General features: G+C 50.0%; 15 protein-coding genes. 12 read left to right on the forward strand and 3 right to left on the reverse strand.

The genetic code is table 11. The features are described from left to right. Positions 1-6 precede the first annotated feature (6 nt). A complete protein-coding gene (locus BUQ98_RS01455; RefSeq protein ID WP_074212168.1) occupies positions 7-630 on the reverse strand; it encodes a trimeric intracellular cation channel family protein in 624 nt (207 codons plus the stop codon). A gap of 201 nt (positions 631-831) precedes the next feature. Here BUQ98_RS01455 and BUQ98_RS01460 point away from each other — a divergent pair, with 201 nt between their 5' ends. Together BUQ98_RS01460 and BUQ98_RS01465 are read left to right on the forward strand one after the other, a co-directional pair. Continuing rightward, positions 832-1,383: an elongation factor P hydroxylase gene (locus BUQ98_RS01460; RefSeq protein WP_074212169.1), complete on the forward strand. Its 552-nt coding sequence runs from the start codon at positions 832-834 to the stop codon at positions 1,381-1,383. Between the two features lie 4 nt (positions 1,384-1,387). After that, entirely contained in the window at positions 1,388-1,666 is a 279-nt protein-coding gene (locus BUQ98_RS01465) for a YfcL family protein (RefSeq protein WP_074212170.1), read from the forward strand. A 108-nt stretch (positions 1,667-1,774) separates the two neighbouring features. On the opposite strand, the gene mnmC is transcribed toward BUQ98_RS01465, so the two are convergent. Beyond that, positions 1,775-3,775 (reverse strand): bifunctional tRNA (5-methylaminomethyl-2-thiouridine)(34)-methyltransferase MnmC2/FAD-dependent 5-carboxymethylaminomethyl-2-thiouridine(34) oxidoreductase MnmC1, encoded by a 2,001-nt coding sequence (gene mnmC, locus BUQ98_RS01470; protein ID WP_074212171.1) that lies wholly within the window; start codon positions 3,773-3,775, stop codon positions 1,775-1,777. 119 nt (positions 3,776-3,894) lie between these two features. On the opposite strand from mnmC, the gene fabB reads away from it, so the two are divergent. From fabB to purF, 10 genes are all read left to right on the forward strand, one after another. After that, positions 3,895-5,109 (forward strand): beta-ketoacyl-ACP synthase I, encoded by a 1,215-nt coding sequence (gene fabB, locus BUQ98_RS01475; protein WP_074212172.1) that lies wholly within the window; start codon positions 3,895-3,897, stop codon positions 5,107-5,109. A gap of 253 nt (positions 5,110-5,362) precedes the next feature. Further along, complete coding sequence (locus BUQ98_RS01480; RefSeq protein WP_074212173.1) at positions 5,363-6,517, forward strand: 4-phosphoerythronate dehydrogenase; 1,155 nt, start codon at positions 5,363-5,365, stop codon at positions 6,515-6,517. Next, positions 6,514-7,527 (forward strand): aspartate-semialdehyde dehydrogenase, encoded by a 1,014-nt coding sequence (locus tag BUQ98_RS01485; RefSeq protein WP_074212174.1) that lies wholly within the window; start codon positions 6,514-6,516, stop codon positions 7,525-7,527. Before BUQ98_RS01480 ends, BUQ98_RS01485 begins: the two co-directional genes overlap by 4 nt. Before the next feature lie 270 nt (positions 7,528-7,797). Further along, entirely contained in the window at positions 7,798-12,009 is a 4,212-nt protein-coding gene (locus BUQ98_RS16740) for a FimV/HubP family polar landmark protein (RefSeq protein ID WP_083605164.1), read from the forward strand. Positions 12,010-12,143: 134 nt separating this feature from the next. Then, a complete protein-coding gene (gene truA / locus BUQ98_RS01505; protein WP_074212175.1) occupies positions 12,144-12,980 on the forward strand; it encodes a tRNA pseudouridine(38-40) synthase TruA in 837 nt (278 codons plus the stop codon). A gap of 116 nt (positions 12,981-13,096) precedes the next feature. Next, on the forward strand, positions 13,097-14,029 hold the full coding sequence (gene accD, locus BUQ98_RS01510; RefSeq protein ID WP_074212176.1) for an acetyl-CoA carboxylase, carboxyltransferase subunit beta: 933 nt from the start codon (positions 13,097-13,099) through the stop codon (positions 14,027-14,029). A gap of 65 nt (positions 14,030-14,094) precedes the next feature. Then, the gene (folC, locus tag BUQ98_RS01515) at positions 14,095-15,345 is read left to right on the forward strand and encodes a bifunctional tetrahydrofolate synthase/dihydrofolate synthase (protein ID WP_074212177.1); all 1,251 of its coding nucleotides are present in this window, start codon (positions 14,095-14,097) and stop codon (positions 15,343-15,345) included. Between the two features lie 12 nt (positions 15,346-15,357). Next, a complete protein-coding gene (locus BUQ98_RS01520) occupies positions 15,358-15,918 on the forward strand; it encodes an SPOR domain-containing protein (protein ID WP_074212178.1) in 561 nt (186 codons plus the stop codon). Between the two features lie 61 nt (positions 15,919-15,979). Beyond that, complete coding sequence (locus tag BUQ98_RS01525; RefSeq protein WP_074212179.1) at positions 15,980-16,477, forward strand: CvpA family protein; 498 nt, start codon at positions 15,980-15,982, stop codon at positions 16,475-16,477. A 31-nt stretch (positions 16,478-16,508) separates the two neighbouring features. Next, on the forward strand, positions 16,509-18,023 hold the full coding sequence (purF, locus tag BUQ98_RS01530) for an amidophosphoribosyltransferase (protein ID WP_074212180.1): 1,515 nt from the start codon (positions 16,509-16,511) through the stop codon (positions 18,021-18,023). A 62-nt stretch (positions 18,024-18,085) separates the two neighbouring features. Here purF and BUQ98_RS01535 read toward each other — a convergent pair whose 3' ends face one another. Then, positions 18,086-18,685, reverse strand: coding sequence for a Yip1 family protein (locus BUQ98_RS01535; protein ID WP_074212181.1), 600 nt, complete (start codon positions 18,683-18,685; stop codon positions 18,086-18,088). Positions 18,686-19,165 lie beyond the last annotated feature (480 nt).

Below are 19,165 nucleotides of genomic sequence, written 5' to 3' on the forward strand. Positions count from 1 at the left end.
TTATCATTAGTGCAGAGAGGAAGGCGCTTCGAAGCGAAAAACCGGTAACGACCAGCCAAAGCGAAGGGCAGCCATTCGGAATCCAAAACCAATCACTAAACTGGCGACGGTCGCAATCAGTTCACCGATGTCGAGTTTAATCAAACAAAAGTAGAGCGCACCGGTCACAAAGGCGACTAAGGCATACAGCTCTTTGTGCAACACCATGGGAGGTTGCCGGCAAATTAAATCCCGTAGTAGTCCACCAAAAATACCGGTGATCAGTGAAGAGACCATGCAAATTAAGGGATGCAAGCCCATATCCATTGCCACACGGCAGCCGATAATACTAAAGGCGGCAAGGCCCAGTGCATCTAGGGTGACAAACAGTTTATAATTGCGTGCGACCCAACTGGCTATCCACGGAGTGATGAAGCCAGCGAGGCAGGTGATCACGAGAAAATGCGGGTTAGCGACCCAAGTCAGCGGGTAATGGCCAAAAAGAATATCGCGTACTGTACCGCCTCCGATAGCGGTGGCACTGGCGACAAACATCACTCCAAACCAGTCCATGTGTTTTCTCCCTGCGCAGAGGGCACCTGTCATGGCTTCTGCGGTAATGCCAATGACATAAAGCGTCAATAACAACATACAACCCGACACCTTATACTGGGGTTAGAAATTGACGCGCATTGTAGTGGCCTTAACTGTCTCGCACAATCAAATTTGTGATGAAAAACAAATAAAAAAGAGTGTGTAGATTGAACAACTTAGCTGGTATATATGCTAATTTTTACTACTAAAGATGTCTTTTTTGTTACTGATTAATATTTAATCCTTTTAAAGTGCAGTATGACCCACGATTATCACGACTTAATTCGACTTTTTAACCAAACATTTCTTGCCACGTTCAACACTGAGCTCTTGCTTGGCGGCGATGAGCCTATTTACCTGCCTTTGGATGCCAAACATCCTCACCACCGGGTGATCTTTGCGCGTGGCTTTTTTGCCTCAGCATTGCACGAAATTGCACACTGGACGATTGCTGGTGAGAAGCGCCGTCAGCTGGAAGACTATGGCTACTGGTATCACCCCGATGGCCGTGATGCTGATACCCAAGCCGCGTTTGAGGCGGTTGAAGTGAAGCCGCAAGCGATTGAGTGGATTTTTTCTGTAAGCTGCGGATTTCGCTTTCAAGTGAGCTGCGACAATTTAAGTGGTGTGGTGCCGGATCGGTACGCGTTTACTGACAAAGTCCGTCAGCAAGTGATGGGGTATGTCTCTGATACTGAGACAAGCCCTGCTTTGCCCGTGCGCGCCAAGCAGTTTTCTGATACCTTGCGAGACTTTTATGGTGTTGCACCGTTGACGCCAGATACCTTTACGTTGCCAAGCCAAGGTTAAAAAGATGAAAGTTCAAGACTATGAAGCGCGCATTTTAGCGTTGATCGATGAGATGGTAGAAACCGCCTCAGACGATGAATTGTTTGCCAGTGGCTATTTGCGTGGCCACGTTTCTTTAGCGGCAGCGGACTGTGAGTTAGAGGGCACGGACGATGTTGCGTCGTTAAAAGCCCGTGTTGATGCCAGCTTGTCTGACAACGCCAGTGAGCTGTCACCTGGCGACCAACGTCTCGTTGGAGCGCTGTGGGATTTATTGCAGCAGCAAGTGGAAAAAGACGCGTAACTTGTTGTTTTAAAATTGTGACACTAAGAGGTATTGCAAACGATACGTCTTGGAAAAAGAAAGCCATCGCCTCGACGATGGCTTTTTTATTGACCTTGTTCGAGGGGGCTATAGCGCTTTACCTTTTAGCAGCTTACGAACCCACATTCGTCCCGGGTGCAGAGAGTCCAGTACCGACTGAGCTAAAGGCAAAGGCTCGTCACAAAGCTGCGCAGCTAGTACTTCTGCTGCTAATGGCGCTGAGGTGAGGCCGCGAGAGCCGAGACCCAGTAAGCAAAATAGTCCTGGGTAAACAGGGACGGAGCTGGCTTTCTCTTTGTCTTTTTGCAGGGTTTGGTAGGTGGAAACCAGTGCGTCGTAATCACACACATTGCCCACAAACGGCAAATGGTCGCGACTGGCACAGCGCACGCCCACGCGCCCCTCTTTCGCTAATGGTACCGCACGTGCCCAGTCGGTATCGACACAATCGGTTAAGCGTTGTTGGTTTTCAACCTGATCAGCGGCTTGGAAGGCTAGGTCAGCATTATTGCGGCGATAGCTTGCACCTAAGCAATGTTCCTCCGCCTGATTAGCTGGCGTCAAATAGCCTTCGAAACATAACACAGTGTTGAGTTTACGTAGATCGGCATTGCTGGGCACATGGCTGACTTGACCGCGCACGGGATAAACCGGAATAGGCTGTGTTTGGCTAAATTGCGCGGATTGATGACTGTTTGCGATCACCACATTTTGGTGGCAAACCTCACCAATGGTGGTATTGAGCGTCCAGTCATTATCCGTTTGGGTTAAGTTGTCTACGTGACAATCAAAATGGGCGTGAAGCTGTCCGCTCGCGATAGCGGCATCAATCACTCCCGCGGTAAACTGTTGCGGGCTCATCCAACCGCCTAACGAGTAATAGACGCCAGCATGCCCGGTTTCTAACCCCACTTTGTTGCGAACCTCTTCTTCATTGAGTGGCGTCACTAACTCTACCGGAAACGCGCCATTGACCATCTTGGCCAACTTAGTGGCACTTTTTTCATCGTAGCTAAGTTGCGTCACCCCACACCAATCGTGTTCGAACGGGATGCCTTGTTCGTCTCTCTGGCGAACAAACTGTCGTGAAAATAAAAACGCTGGGGCAAAAAACTGACTTAACGTGTCGTTGTTGCCATTGAGCAGTGGATAAATCGCGCCTTGACGGTTACCAGATGCGCCAGCCGCAGGGTGCGGATCTTGGCAGTAAAGGGTTACTTGCTTGCCCCGTTGAAGCAATGCGGTGATCAAGGCAGCACTGGCAATGCCGCCGCCAACAATGGCAACATCGTCTGCTTTTGAGGCAGGTTTGCGCGCATACCAAGGCTGGTAGCTGGCAGCTGCTTGGCGAACAGATAAAACGCCAGCCAACATTTCCCGCTTGTGACCAAAACCTTTGACCTTTTTCATCTCAAAGCCGGCATCGATTAAACCACGACGCACGAAGCCCGCCGCGGTGAAGGTGGCACAGGTACACTGCTCACGAGCAAGCCTTGCCATGCCATTAAATAATGCTTGATTCCACATCTCTGGGTTTTTACTCGGGGCAAAACCGTCTAAATACCAAGCATCAACAACGCCTTTTGGGCCTGTTGGCACTTGCGGTAACCAATCTTTAATATCACCAAACCATAGATCGAGTGTAATCTGACCGTGAGCCAGCACGATCCGTTGGCAGCCAGCGAGCGGTGAAGGGTAGAAAGCACGAAGTTGCTCGGCATAGGGCGCAAGCTCAGGCCAAGCTTGATGTGCACGGGTAAGATCCTCTACTGTCAGGGGGTACTTCTCAAAGCTGATAAAATGAAGCTGAGTGACAGGCGCATTTGGGTGGTCTTGACGGAATTTGTCGAAGGCCGCCCAAGTGGCGAGAAAATTGAGCCCGGTGCCAAAGCCGGTTTCCGCAATCACAAATCGGGGTGACGTGGCTATTTGCCAACGTGCGGGGAGTTGGTTTTGTTCGAGGAACACATAGCGGGTTTCGGCCAGGCCGTCGTGGTTGGAGAAATAAACGTCATCGAACTGATCCGCGACGGGGGTGCCCGTGTCATTCCAGCTTATTTTTGCGTGGTCGATCGAGGGAGTGCTCACAAATGCCTCTTACACAGGAAAGGGAAAATGGAAATTGTACTGATAGAAAGGAAAGCTGACCACTTATCAGCCTTAAAAACGCTATCATCCACTGCGAAATTAACGTCTAGGAAAGAATCATGAAACGAGCTGTCATTACAGGCATGGGGATTGTTTCCAGTATTGGTAACAACGTCAAAGAAGTGCTGGAGTCGCTCAAAGCGGGAAAATCTGGCATTAACTTTTCTCAGCAGTTTGCAGATATGAAGCTGCGCAGTAATGTTTGGGGCAATCTCAAACTCAACCCAGCCGACCATATTGATCGCAAAAGAATGCGCTTTATGGGTGACGCGGCGGGCTTTGCCTACTTAGCGATGGAGCAGGCAATTGAAGACTCAGGCTTAGCTCCTGAGCAGGTTTCTAACCCACGAACTGGCCTGGTTGCTGGTTCGGGGGGGGCGTCATCCGTTAATCAAGTCACCGCAGTGGATACCTTGCGCGAGAAAGGGGTTAAACGTGTTGGGCCTTATATGGTGCCGCGCACCATGTCATCAACCGTTTCAGCGTGTTTGGCCACTCCATTTCAAATTAAAGGGGTGAACTACACCATGAGCTCTGCGTGCGCGACCTCGGCACACTGTATTGGTCATGCCCTTGAGCTTATCCAGCTAGGCAAACAAGATGTGGTGTTTGCCGGTGGTGGTGAAGAGCTTGATTGGTCACTGACCATGATGTTTGATGCCATGGGGGCCTTGTCGACCAAATATAACGATGATCCGCAAAAAGCGTCACGAACCTATGACACGGACCGAGATGGTTTCGTCATTTCTGGCGGTGGCGGTATGCTGGTGGTGGAAGAACTGGAGCATGCGCTGGCGCGTGGTGCGACCATCTATGGTGAAATTGTTGGTTACGGTGCAACGTCTGACGGGTATGACATGGTGGCGCCGTCGGGTGAAGGTGCCGTGCGCTGTATGAATATGGCGATGCAGGATGTCGATGGCGAGGTTGATTACATCAATACGCATGGTACATCAACGCCTGTGGGTGATGTGAAAGAGCTAGGAGCAATTCAAGAAGTGTTTGGCGGCAAGAGCCCAGCCATTTCTGCGACTAAGTCAATGACAGGTCACGCGCTCGGTGCTGCCGGTGTGCACGAAGCCATCTATTCAACCTTGATGCTTGAACAAGGCTTTGTCGCGCCAAGTATCAACGTGGAGAACTTGGATCCAGCCGCTGAAGGGTTAGATATTGTGACCCAACCGCGTGAGCAAGCGCTTACTCGAGTGATGTCAAACAGCTTTGGATTTGGCGGCACCAACGCCACCTTGGTGATTGAAAAATATCGCGGTTAATACCGCGCCTGTTTCCAGGTTTGCAGAGAGACTCTGCCATCAGACACGGATCATTATCGTTGAGAGCCGTTAATGGTCTTTTCAGGTCCTGGATTTACCCGGCTTCGGCCGGGTTTTTTTATGGCTGAGGCCACCCGATAAGCGGGGTAACCCGCTCAGCTGAAGGGTGTTTTCTTACCGTGAGACAGATACAATAACCTTCTCGCATTTAGCATCCGATAAGCGATGCACCGACTCACATAGGACGTTGAACGTGAAAATTGTCGTAGACGAAAACATGCCTTATGCCCAAACCTTGTTTAGTCAATTGGGTGAGGTGGTTGCATTACCCGGGCGCGCAATCCGTGCCGCGGATTTAATCGATGCTGATGCATTAATGGTGAGAAGCGTCACGCAAGTGAACCATGCGCTGATTGACGGTGCCACCCGTCTGCGTTTTGTCGGTTCAGCCACTGCTGGTGAAGATCATCTTGATTTTAACGCCTTGCACGCACAAGGCATCCATGGCACGGCAGCGCCAGGTTGTAATAAGGTTGGGGTCGCGGAGTATGTGATCAGTGCTTTATTGGTATTGGCACAACAGCAAGACTTTAAATTGACCGACCGCACAGTCGGTATTGTTGGCGTGGGTCATGTGGGGGACTACTTGGCTGCGCGGCTTGCGGCACTTGGGATTAAAACCTTACTTTGCGACCCACCTCGTCAGGCTCGAGAGAACCTTGCTGATATGGTGGACATTGACACCCTGATCGCACAATCGGACGTGGTCACTTTCCATACGCCTTTGACCACGACTGGTGAGCACCCCACTTACCACCTCATGAATCAAGCTCGTTTAGAGGCGCTTGCGTCAGGCAGCATTTTAATAAATGCTGCGCGTGGCCCGATTGTTGACAACCATGCACTTAAAGCGCGGTTAGCACGAGGCGACATTGATGCGGTGTTGGATGTTTATGAACATGAGCCTGAGGTCGACCTTGCCCTTATGGACCAGCTCACGTTTGCCACACCTCATATTGCAGGCTATGGTCTGGAAGGAAAAGCCCGCGGTACTACCATGGTCTTTAACGCACTGTGTGAACACCTTGACCTGCCTCATCGTGTGCATGCCAGTGAGCTGCTGCCTACGGCGCCGATTCCACAGGTTGCCTTGGCACAGCCGTGGCATCAAAGCGATCTGATGGCACTGACCCAATTGGTCTACGATATTCGCCGAGATGACAGTGATTTTCGTCGTGCCATGCATACCGCAGGTGATGACAAACAGGCTCAGCGTACAGCCTTTGACCAATTGCGAAAAAATTACTGGGATCGACGCGAGTACAGTGCGATCACGGTAGCCGGGCAGGCAGATTTCGGGTTACAGTCGCTGGCTAAGCTGGGCTTTAGTATTGAGGAGCATGCATGACACAAGCATTTGACGTTGCCATTTTGGGCGCAACCGGTGCGGTAGGCCGCACCATGATCGAGATGTTAGAAGAGCGCGATTTTCCGATTGGTACGCTACACCTCCTCGCCAGTGAGCGGAGTGCAGGAGAGACCATTACCTTTAAAGGTGACAGCTTGCGTGTGCAAAATGTCGATAATTTTGATTGGACACAGGTTCAACTTGGACTGTTTTCAGCCGGCGCACAGGCTTCCGCGCACTGGGCGCCGATTGCCGCCGATGCGGGCGTCGTCGTTATCGACAATACATCCCAGTTCCGTTACGACTTCGACGTGCCGCTGGTGGTGCCAGAAGTCAACGCAGCCGCGATTGGTGATTTTCGTAACCGTAATATTATTGCTAACCCAAATTGCTCGACCATTCAGATGCTGGTGGCATTAAAACCGATTTACGATGCCGTGGGTATCGAACGCTTAAATGTGTCTACCTACCAATCGGTATCGGGCTCTGGGAAAGCGGGTGTCGATGAGCTTGCCGGACAGACGGTTAAATTGCTTAATAGCCAAGATGCTGAGCCTGCGTTATACAGCAAACAAATTGCCTTTAATTGCTTGCCTCACATCGACCAATTTATGGAAAATGGCTACACCAAAGAAGAAATGAAAATGGTGTGGGAGACGCAAAAAATCTTGGCGGATGAGATGATAGGGGTTAATCCTACTTGTGTGCGTGTCCCCGTGTTTTATGGTCATGCCGAAGCGGTCCATATCGAATGCCGTCAACCTATTGACGCGTCAGAAGCGATTGCGATCTTAAGCCAGCACGATCATATCGAGGTTTTTGAAGGGGAAGATTATCCAACCCAAGTGAAGGAAGGGACAGGATCAGATAAAGTGCTCATTGGGCGTATTCGTAATGATATCAGTCATCCCAATGGGTTAAACCTCTGGGTGGTAGCGGATAACGTCCGTAAAGGTGCCGCGACTAACTCAGTCCAAATTGCTGAAGTATTGATCCGCGACTACCTATAGAATGACAGCATCGTGTGATAGCAAGCTCGCCAGAGTCTGAGCTTGGTGGCTACCCCATCCATTGATGGGGTATTTTTTTAGGCACTAAACTTGCAAAGGCTGGCCATGTTCAGGCGTGTTGTGATGTAGCCATTCGGGCAAAAACTGAGGCAGAGCGCCCACAGTTTGATCGCACAACACACTTTTATATCATCAAACTACAGTTTTTCGCATGGCTTCCGATATAGTTAGATATTTAGTGAGGCCATTTCTGCCATAGGGAGTGCGGGTGTGTCCAACGCACAGCAAAGTGAACAGTCTTCTTCTCAAGCTCGATTGACGATAATCTCGCCTAATATTAGGCGGCATCTTGTTGCCGTACTGGGGTTATTGGTGATCAGTCTCGTCAGTATGTCAACGGTGCCGGTCGAAGCGGCGATCCGTATTCTGGGTCCGCAAGATGAAATGGCGGCCGAAACCGCCTCGCCCCAACCGACGCCAGCGGTTGCATCTGCACAACAATATGGCCCAACTGAGGCTAACGAAACCTTGTGGTCGATTGCGACTCAAATGCGTCCTAATACGCAAGTGAGTGTGTATCAGACGCTCGGTGCGATTTTTCGTCTTAATACCGACGCATTCACCAACAACAATATTCATAGCTTGCAGCCGGGTAGCACCTTGGTCATGCCGACGCTGGCGCAAATTGAGCGAGAAAGCACACAAGATGTGATTAATCGTCTTGAAATCGATGATGCGCGAAAACAGGTACAAAATACTGCGCCTTTAAGCGCTCAAGTCAGCGAGCCTGAAGAGCAGGAAATGACACAGGCCGAGCCAGCCCCCCCTTCACCTGGGTCGCAATCAGAACCAGACCAAACATCAGATTCTGAGAATGCGCAGGCCAACACGCCTCAACCTGAAGTGGTTCAAACCTTACAATCGCAGCTGCAAAACTCTGATCAAGAGATGACCCGCTTGGTTGAAAGTAACCATGTGCTTAAGGTGCGTTTGTCCGAAGTGCAGCACGAGCTGAGTGCACTGAAAGAACAAATGGGTAACGATGCAGAGTTGAATCAAGAAATCCGTGCCTTTCTTGATAAACAACGTCAACAACAAGTTGAGCAGGACACACAACCTCCTTCAGCGGTTGATTCATTGCTCGACAGCCCACTACTGCTGGCCATGCTGGCGATTATCCCCGGCGCTTTGATTGCAGGGGGAGTTTTCTTCTTCCTTGCTCGCCGTAAAAAACAAGAGGAAGAAAGTGAAGAGCCTGCTTCACTTGATCACGATGACCTCGATGATATGCCCGTTATCATGGTCCCCGATCCTGATGAGGATCAGGACGAAAACAGCGATGAAGAGCAGCCCGACGATGAGTTAGAAATTACTGATGACGGCCTTAGCGATGAAGACATCGCGTTTGGGGATGACACAGATCTAGATAATCTCGACCTCGACGATGAGCTTGATGGTATGTCTGGCAACGAGTCCAGCGTAGCGCCAACAAGTGATGATGCTATTGGCCTTGAGGACATGGAACGCGCGTTGGATGAATTAGCGGATACGCCACCTGCTGAGACTGAAGCTGCAACCGACGATGCGAATGAAGAAAAAGATACGGGCGATGCTGAGCAACCTGAAGAGGAAATGAGCGCGGACGAAGCGCTTGCGGCTGAGTGGGCGAAAGCATTAGAAGAAGGTAACGACAGTGATGTCGATGATATTGATGCCTTGCTCGCGGGAGAGTCAGACTCAGAGTCTTCACCTGAATCGAACGATGAAATAGATGCGAGCACCGAAGGGGGTGACGCTGAAGTATCGGCTGATAATACAGAGACAACAGGGGACAATGAAGAACAAACGCCAAATGATGCCCTGTTTGACTCGGTTCTCGATGATGAGCCGGATCTAGATTTAAGCCAAGATATTGATCTGTCGGATGACAACGAGGATGACGGTGTTTCTCTCGATAACACCACAGAGCTACTTGATGAGTTAGTCGGTGATGAAGACGACGATGAAAGTTGGTTGAATAAAGACGATGAAACGGATGATGAGTTTGATGAAAGTAGTGACGCACTGCTTGATGAAGTTTTAGACAAAGACGATGACCCACATTTAGAAGATTCTGATGCCTTGTTGGAAGAAGTTCTGGGGGATGATCAAACACCGGATCCGCTGTCCGATGAGGATGATCCCGCCCTCTGGGATGAAACAGAAGACAGTGATCCGAATGAAGCGGAGTTAGAAAAGCTTCTCTATGCATCTGATGACAGCGATGAATCCGCGACGACGGATGACGTAGAAGCCGACGCCCCTGAACAAGAAGAAAGCGAAAGCGATCCCGTGTCGTCTGATGAGACGGACTCAACGGTCAATGAAGAGCCTGACACTGAGGAGCAGCCGGAAGCAGATACTGCTGAACCGGAGCAAGCGCCAGAAACGGATGACAGCGATGAACCCGCGACGACGGATGACGTAGAAGCCGACGCCCCTGAACAAGAAGAAAGCGAAAGCGATCCCGTGTCGTCTGATGAGACGGACTCAACGGTCAATGAAGAGCCTGACACTGAGGAGAAGCCGGAAGCAGATACTGCTGAACCGGAGCAAGCGTCAGAAACGGATGACAGCGATGAACCCGCGACGACGGATGACGTAGAAGCCGACGCCCCTGAACAAGAAGAAAGCGAAAGCGATCCCGTGTCGTCTGATGAGACGGACTCAACGGTCAATAAAGAGCCTGACACTGAGGAGCAGCCGGAAGCAGATACTGCTGAACCGGAGCAAGCGCCAGAAACGGATGACAGCGATGAATCCGCGACGACGGATGACGTAGAAGCCGACGCCCCTGAACAAGAAGAAAGCGAAAGCGATCCCGTGTCGTCTGATGAGACGGACTCAACGGTCAATGAAGAGCCTGACACTGAGGAGCAGCCGGAAGCAGATACTGCTGAACCGGAGCAAGCGCCAGAAACGGATGACAGCGATGAACCCGCGACGACGGATGACGTAGAAGCCGACGCCCCTGAACAAGAAGAAAGCGAAAGCGATCCCGTGTCGTCTGATGAGACGGACTCAACGGTCAATGAAGAGCCTGACACTGAGGAGCAGCCGGAAGTCGATGCTGCCGAACCGGAGCAAGCGCCAGAAACGGATGACAGCGATGAACCCGCGACGACGGATGACGTAGAAGCCGACGCCCCTGAACAAGAAGAAAGCGAAAGCGATCCCGTGTCGTCTGATGAGACGGACTCAACGGTCAATGAAGAGCCTAACACTGAGGAGCAGCCGGAAGTCGATGCTGCCGAACCGGAGCAAGCGCCAGAAACGGATGACGCAGAAGCCGACGCCCCTGGATCTGAAGGCGATAATCTAGATGACATCAGTGAAGATGATTTACTCGACTTAACCAGCTTGCCTGAATATGACGAAGAGGCCGCGCTCGCGGATGTCGAGCCGGTTGACGACGAAGAGCAAGCTGCTTTTGATACCGTGCCAGAGCCAGAGCCAGAGCCAGAGCCAGAGCCAGAGCCAGAGCCAGAGCCAGAGCCAGAGCCAGAGCCAGAGCCAGAGCCAGAGCCAGAGCCAGAGCCAGAGCCAGAGCCAGAGCCAGAGCCAGAGCCAGAGCCAGAGCCAGAGCCAGAGCCAGAGCCAGAGCCAGAGCCAGAGCCAGAGCCAGAGCCAGAGCCAGAGCCAGAGCCAGAGCCAGAGCCATCAAAAAAAGATGAACGAGATTACGCGTTTGACTCTCTGTCGTTGGATGATTTGGGTGAGTTTGACGAGAACGATGCGTTAAGCGCAGCACTTGATGAACAGCGTGAACTTGAGTCTTATCTGAATGAACAACAAGGTGAGGCCTCAACGTCAGACATATCTGAGCGTGACACAAGAGATATCAGCGATCTTGATGATGATGATCACCAAGTGGGTGGTTTGAATATGGAGGCGCTGCTATCGGAATCCGATGACGATTCACCACTTGATCTGTCTACGTTATCGGACGAAGAAGCAGCCGTTTGGCAAGCCGATAACGAACCAGAGCCAGAAGCGGAAAGTGAAGACTGGAGTCAACAACCTGCTATTGATCCCGCTTCACTGGAAACGTTCGAGTTAGAACAAGCCCTGGACGAAGATCTGCTTAGTGAGGGACAAGCAGAAAGCGAGTTAATTGGTGAAGCTCAGGAAGACGATGACTATATAAGCATTGAAGAGTTGATGCGAGATGACGGAACGACACCAGATATCGATCCTGACAAGGCAGAGATGAACTTAGACGTCGGGCTTGATGAATTCCCGGATGTGTTGGAAGACATTAGCGCTATCGATGTGGATGGTGACACTGCCAGCACTGAGGCATCTACCAATCTTGACTTGGCTAAAGCCTATCTCGAAATGAATGATATTGATGGTGCGATTTCGTTATTAGAAAAAGTGATGCAATCAGGCAATAAGACCTTGCAACAAGAGGCGAGACAATTGCTTGAGCAACTTAGATAGCAAAAGAAACAGGTAGCGTGTGCTACCTGTTTCTTTATGGCTTCGATGTAGGCAGCCCATGTTTTAACCTGCATCCAGATGGCTTTATGGGTATAATGCGGCGCCTTATTGACGAGTAAATAAAAGGCACAGGCATGAGATTCGCGTTAGGCATTGAATATGATGGCGCTCAGTTTTACGGTTGGCAGAAGCAACGAGAAGTGACCAGTGTTCAGGAACACTTGGAAAAGGCGTTGTCGACAGTCGCCAATCATCCTGTGGCAGTACAATGTGCGGGTCGTACGGACTCAGGTGTTCATGGCACGGGACAAGTGGTGCACTTTGATGCTGATAATGCCCGCCCCTTAAAAGCGTGGACTATGGGCGTGAATGCGAATTTGCCGGACGCCATTGCAGTGCGTTGGGCCAAACCTGTTGCAGAGGATTTCCATGCACGTTTCAGTGCGACTGCGCGCCGTTATCGGTATGTGATCTACAATTATCCTTTACGCCCAGCGATACTGGCTAAAGGCGTCAGTCACTATCATGGCGAACTCGATGAAACCTTAATGCATCGCGCGGGTCAGTACTTACTGGGGGAGAATGATTTCTCGTCATTTCGGGCGGCGCAATGTCAGTCTAAGTCGCCATGGCGGAACCTGATGCATTTATCCGTCAACCGGCAAGGGCGCTTTATCGTGATTGACATAAAAGCGAATGCCTTTGTCCACCATATGGTACGTAATATCGCTGGCAGCTTAATGTCTGTAGGCCGTCAAGAGCAACCACCTGAGTGGATCGCATGGCTCTTGGCGCAAAAGGATCGCACTTTAGCGGCAGCGACGGCGAAAGCCGAAGGTTTGTACTTGATTGAGGTTGATTACCCGGAAGAGTTTGCGTTACCGCGCCCACCGGTTGGTCCTCTATTTTTGCCTGATCAAGTGATTGAACCGGCAATGATTCTCGGTTCAAACCGTACGGAGAGAGAATAGGTAGTACCAGTTTTTTGTCCCAAGTCTGACAGACTTGTGATTTAATTCGGTCTAATTTTTTACGAATCTAAGATGGTTGTCCTATCGTGATAGCCATGACTAAGTAAAGGTTGTTCATGAGCTGGCTAGAAAAAATATTAACCAAAAGCAATATTGGTTCATCGCGCAAAGCATCAATCCCAGAGGGTGTTTGGACCAAGTGTACGTCGTGTGATCAAGTGCTTTATCACGCTGATGTCGAGCGCAATTTGGAAGTCTGTCCGAAATGTGAACACCATATGCGCATGCCAGCCCGCCGTCGTCTCGATGTGTTTTTAGACACGGATGGGAGGGAAGAGATTGCGGGTGAACTTGAACCCAAAGATGTGTTGAAATTCCGTGACTCTAAAAAGTACAAAGATCGTTTAGTCGCGGCGCAGAAGTCGAGCGGTGAGAAAGATGCGCTCGTGGTCATGAAGGGCAGTGTGCTTGATGTTCCGGTGATCGCTTGTGCGTTTGAGTTTAAATTTATGGGCGGTTCGATGGGGGCCGTTGTTGGCGCACGGTTTGTCAAAGCGGTTGAGCAGGCAATTGAAAATAAGTGTGGCCTGGTGTGTTTTTCAGCCAGTGGTGGTGCGCGGATGCAGGAAGCCTTGATGTCATTGATGCAAATGGCCAAGACCAGTGCCGCCCTTGAGCGCTTGTCTCGCCACCATTTGCCCTTTATTTCGGTGTTGACTGATCCGACTTACGGGGGAGTCACCGCGAGCTTTGCCATGTTGGGTGACATCAATGTTGCAGAGCCAAAAGCCATTATTGGATTTGCGGGGCGCCGCGTCATTGAGCAAACTGTCCGTGAGAACCTACCAGAAGATTTCCAAACCAGTGAGTTCTTGCTTGAGCATGGCGCGATTGACATGATCGTCGACCGTCGAGAGATGCGTCAGCGTTTGGCTGGCTTGCTTGCGAAGCTAAATAATGTGAAATCTCCGTTAGTGGTCGATGTTGAACAAGATAAACCACAAGCGCCAGAAGAGTCTGAAGTGGCGCCTTCCTCTCAAGACCAATAATTGGCCGTGTTCCATCGCGTTATCCTTGGTATCATTTGCCCATCATCGAGTAACTGACCAAGCCAATGTCTGAACTACAGCGCCCAACAGCCACGTCCTCTTTGACGACGTGGCTGTCTTATCTAGAAAGTATTCATACCAGTGCCATCGACCTTGGCCTTGAACGTGTTGCGGCGGTCGCCGAGCACGCGCAACTGACCAAACCAGCCCCTAAGGTTATTACTGTTGCAGGTACCAATGGCAAAGGCACAACGTGCGCACTATTAGACGCTATTTTACAGCGTGCAGGCTACCGCACCGGTGTCTATAGTTCGCCACATCTTGTTCGCTACAATGAGCGTGTCCGGATCAATGGCGAGTTGCTTGCCGATCATGAACACACGAAAGCCTTTGCTGATATCAATCATGCGCGCGGTGAGACGAGCCTCAGTTTTTTTGAGTTTGGTACCTTAGCGGCTCTACAGTTATTTAAACGTTATTCGCTAGATGTGGTGATCTTAGAAGTTGGTCTAGGGGGACGTTTGGATGCCACTAATGTGGTTGAGCATGACGTATCTGTCATCACCAGCCTTGCGTTGGATCACTGCGATTGGTTGGGCAATGACATCAACCAAATTGGCTATGAAAAAGCGGGAATATTCCGTGCGGAGAAGCCCGCTATCTGTGGACAACCTTCACCTCCTGCCAGTGTGGCTGCTCACGCCGATGCGATTGGTGCGGAGTTGTACCAGCAGGGCTACCAGTATACCTATGCGATAACTGACGATACGTGGCGCTGGGCGGCTGGAGCGTTTGAGCTGACGGCATTACCGATCCCTGCAATTCCGCTGCAAAATGCGGCAACGGCGTTGATGGCACTGGGGGTTGCGGATCTCGAGATTGCCGATACCCACATTACAGAGGGGTTAGCGTCGGTCTCGTTACCAGGGCGGATGCAGGTGATAGCTGATTCACCTTACACCGTGTTAGATGTTGCACATAACCCGCATGCCGCAGCGTATCTTGCCGATAAACTGACTCAGCGAAAAGCGGCGTCAGCAGGACGCGTTCATGCTGTGGTCGCGATGTTAGCGGATAAAGATATTGCGGGTACATTAGCCTGTTTTGAGGGAATTGTAGACTGTTGGTATCCTGCCTCTCTAACGGTGCCCCGAGGCGCCGCGGCTGAGATGTTACCTGTGACGGCAAAAGAGACATTCGCCTCGCCAAGTGATGCGTATCAATATGCATTGACTCAGGCTGAACCAGATCGTGACTGTGTGGTCGTATTTGGGTCGTTCCATACCGTTGGGCAGGTAATGGGCACGCTTAACTAAAACGGAGTCATTGTGGCCAGTAAGTTACAAAAAAGAGTGGTTGGTACCTTGGTGTTAGTGTCTATCGGTGTGATAGTGCTGCCTGATGTGCTTGATGGCAAAAAAGAGCACTACCAAGAAAGCTATGAGAGCATTCCTCTGCGGGATGATTTTGATAGCGAGGCAAGCCAAGTGCCGATTGAAGAGCCTCAGGTGGTCGATATCTCGGTGCCAGATACACGGGTGAAAGAAGAAACCCAACCTAATACGCCGACTGGAACATCTGCTGCGGAGAAATCTGACTCGACGCAAAGCGCATCGGTTTCACCGTCCATGAGTGAAGATAAAAGTGCGTGGATGATCCGTCTTGGCACGTTTCGGAATCAAGATAATGCCCGTCGCCTCGTTAAACAATTACGCGAAAAAGGCTATCAGGCTCATATATTGCCTAAAGACATTAAAGCGGGTGACTTGGCCAAGGTCATTGTTGGCCCAAATGTTTCTAGAACCACACTCGAATCGCAACTGACTGATCTGCAATCGCTAACAGGATTGAAGGGACAGTTGCGCAAATTTGACCCACTTACCCAATAAGAAAACGTTTGCGTGAGCATTTTTTCTGTTAGAATGCGCACGTCTCGAGCAAGTGAATACGATGAATTGGATTGATTACCTCATTATTGGCGTCATTGGTTTTTCGGCGTTAGTTAGTGTGATTCGAGGCTTTGTAAAAGAAGCATTGTCATTAGTGATTTGGTTTGGTGCTTTTTTTATCGCGAGCCAATTCTATACGCAATTAGCGGTGTATCTGACTAATATCCAAGATGCGGTTATCCGTAATGGCAGTGCGATAGCCTTATTATTTATCGCCACCTTAATGGTTGGTGCAGTGGTCAATTATGTGATTGCCCAGTTGGTAGAGAAAACAGGGTTGTCTGGCACTGATAGAGTACTAGGTATGGTATTTGGCAGTGTTCGCGGGGTGTTAATCATCGCGGCGATGCTTTTTTTCCTCGATGCCTTTACGTCGGTAGCCAAAAACCAAGCTTGGGAGCAATCGCAACTCATTCCTAACTTTGCGGTAGTGATTGAGTGGTTCTTTCACTACCTCGAGAACAGCTCCAGTTTCTTACCTGAGATCGCAGGATCTTAGGGTGATATTTGCGTAACAAGGAATCGCTGACATGTGTGGTATTGTTGGAATCGTTGGTAACAGTCCAGTCAATCAGTCCATCTACGATGCACTTACCGTGCTTCAACACCGAGGACAAGACGCCGCTGGCATTGTCACTATCGATGACAATCGTTTCCGGCTTCGAAAAGCCAATGGTTTAGTCAAGGATGTGTTTCAGCTCAAGCATATGCAGCGCTTACAAGGCCAGGTGGGAATAGGGCACGTTAGATACCCTACTGCAGGAAGCTCAAGTGCGTCAGAAGCACAGCCGTTTTATGTCAATTCGCCTTATGGTATTACACTGGCACACAATGGTAATTTGACGAATGCCGAAGCCTTGCGTCAGTCATTATTCGAAAAAGATCGCCGTCACCTTAATACAACTTCCGACTCTGAAATTCTTCTCAACGTGCTCGCCCATCAACTCTCTACAGCGACCTCACACCCGTTAACGGTAGAAGACATGTTCACGGCGGTGACATCGGTACACCGGGAAGTGTCAGGGGCATACGCCGTCGTCGCGATGGTGATTGGTCATGGCGTGATTGCGTTTCGCGATCCAAAAGGAATCCGCCCTTTATGTTTAGGTAAACGGGATACAGCAACCGGCACTGAATACATGGTGGCGTCGGAGACAGTGGCGTTGGATGCCGTTGGCTTTGATTTTGTACGGGATGTTGCACCAGGCGAGGCTATCTATATTACGCTAGATGGCCAATTACATACCAGCCAGTGTGCGGAGTCCCCGAGTTTGAATCCGTGTATCTTCGAATTTGTGTATTTTTCTCGGCCGGATTCTTTTATCGACAAAATTTCGGTTTATGGCGCCCGTATTCGTATGGGTCAAAAGTTAGGCGCTAAAATTCAGCGAGAATGGGATGACGTCGACATCGATGTTGTGATCCCAATTCCTGAGACATCTTGCGATATTGCATTAGAAATCGCACAGGTATTAGATAAGCCATACCGCCAAGGGTTCGTGAAAAATCGCTACGTTGGTCGGACTTTCATTATGCCGGGGCAGCAAATGCGGCGTAAATCAGTTCGTCGTAAACTCAATGCGATACGCTCAGAGTTCAAAGATAAGCGCGTACTCTTGGTGGATGATTCCATCGTACGAGGTACAACGTCAGAGCAGATCATCGAAATGGCACGTGAAGCGGGCGCCAAAGAAGTGTACATGGCATCAGCGGCACCAGAAGTGCGTTTCCCAAATGTTTATGGGATTGATATGCCAACGGCCAATGAGCTTATTGCACATGGCCGTGAAGTGGATGAAATTGGGCACTTAATTGGGGCCGATGGATTAGTTTATCAAGATCTTTCTGATTTAGTCGCCGCTGTCGGGGAGGCCAATCCCGCGATTGAACGCTTTGAAGCTTCGGTATTTAGCGGCGAATATGTGACACAAGATGTCGATCAGGCTTACCTCGAGTATGTGCAAAGCTTACGCAATGATGATGCTAAAACGGTACGTGAGCAGCAGCAAGAGTTGGCTAACTTAGAGATACATAACGAGGACTAATTGAAAACGCCGCGATAGATATCGCGGCGTTTTTCAGCGTTAGCCCGTTTAGTCTATGTAGATTAATGGGTAAAGACAGGTCCCATGCCGACATTCCACAGGATGACCGAGGCAGCAAGGATCGCGACCAGCAAAACTAACCCGCAAGTGACGACAGAGCTCGCATAGATGAACCCTCGCTCTTCAGGGATTTCCATGAGTATCGGTACCCCCGTATAGAGTAGATAAACAGAGTAGGCAATACCTATCAAGCCCACTATCATAACAAACCACACTACGGGATAGAGCGTTGCCAGCCCCACCATAAAAATCGGGGTCGCGGTATAAGCGGCCAATTCCAAACATTGGGTATAGGTAGGGGCGGATCCAAACGTGCGACTCATCCACAGGGTTAAATAGGCAAGTGCTGCTACGCCACCGAGCAGAGCCAAATACATTGCGCTGGCAATAAAGAGCGCGCTTTGCGGCGTCATAAATATGGGATCGCCTGCGCCGATTTTCCAGCCAATGTTCACACTCGCATAGTAAGCACATACGGGCGGGATCAAGGCTAATAACAGCGCATGACCGATACTGTTTGATGCTCCTTCATGCCGTTCACCAATGGTCTTCCATTCTTTTTTTGGGTGGGTATATAACCCGACTAAGTGACCTAGAATCATAGCAACCCCGCTCATTATTCCCTAAATAAAGGTGCAACGGTCGGCGCACGATTGTCTGTAACAGTCCAACTTCTTCAGCGTGCGGAGACAGATGCCCATATACGTTCTCCTTTACTAACGAATAGTTCTTGACGTCATAATTGGCAAGTTTTTTACGCAGTCAAAAAAAACACGTGAGTGAATATCGATATGGCTCGATATTTATACAGTACCTGTATACATTATGTGATAGGAGTCATGTATTAATTGGTACCAGTGTCACTTTCAATACGGAGTAGCGTACTCTTATAGTGTCATTGATTTTCAAGCCTTTTTTATGCTGCCGGTAAATGGCTTTGAAGATACACATCGTTAAGCACCGAAAAAATAATTATTTTAAACAGTTGTTTATAGTTCGCTACTGAATTAAATATCATTAGCGATAACGGGTGTGTCTGGATTCAGCTACGATTAGTACAGTGAAAATTGAAACAGCCGCTG

It is taken from the genome of Salinivibrio sp. ES.052, from assembly GCF_900141775.1.
Classification (GTDB): Bacteria; Pseudomonadota; Gammaproteobacteria; order Enterobacterales; family Vibrionaceae; genus Salinivibrio.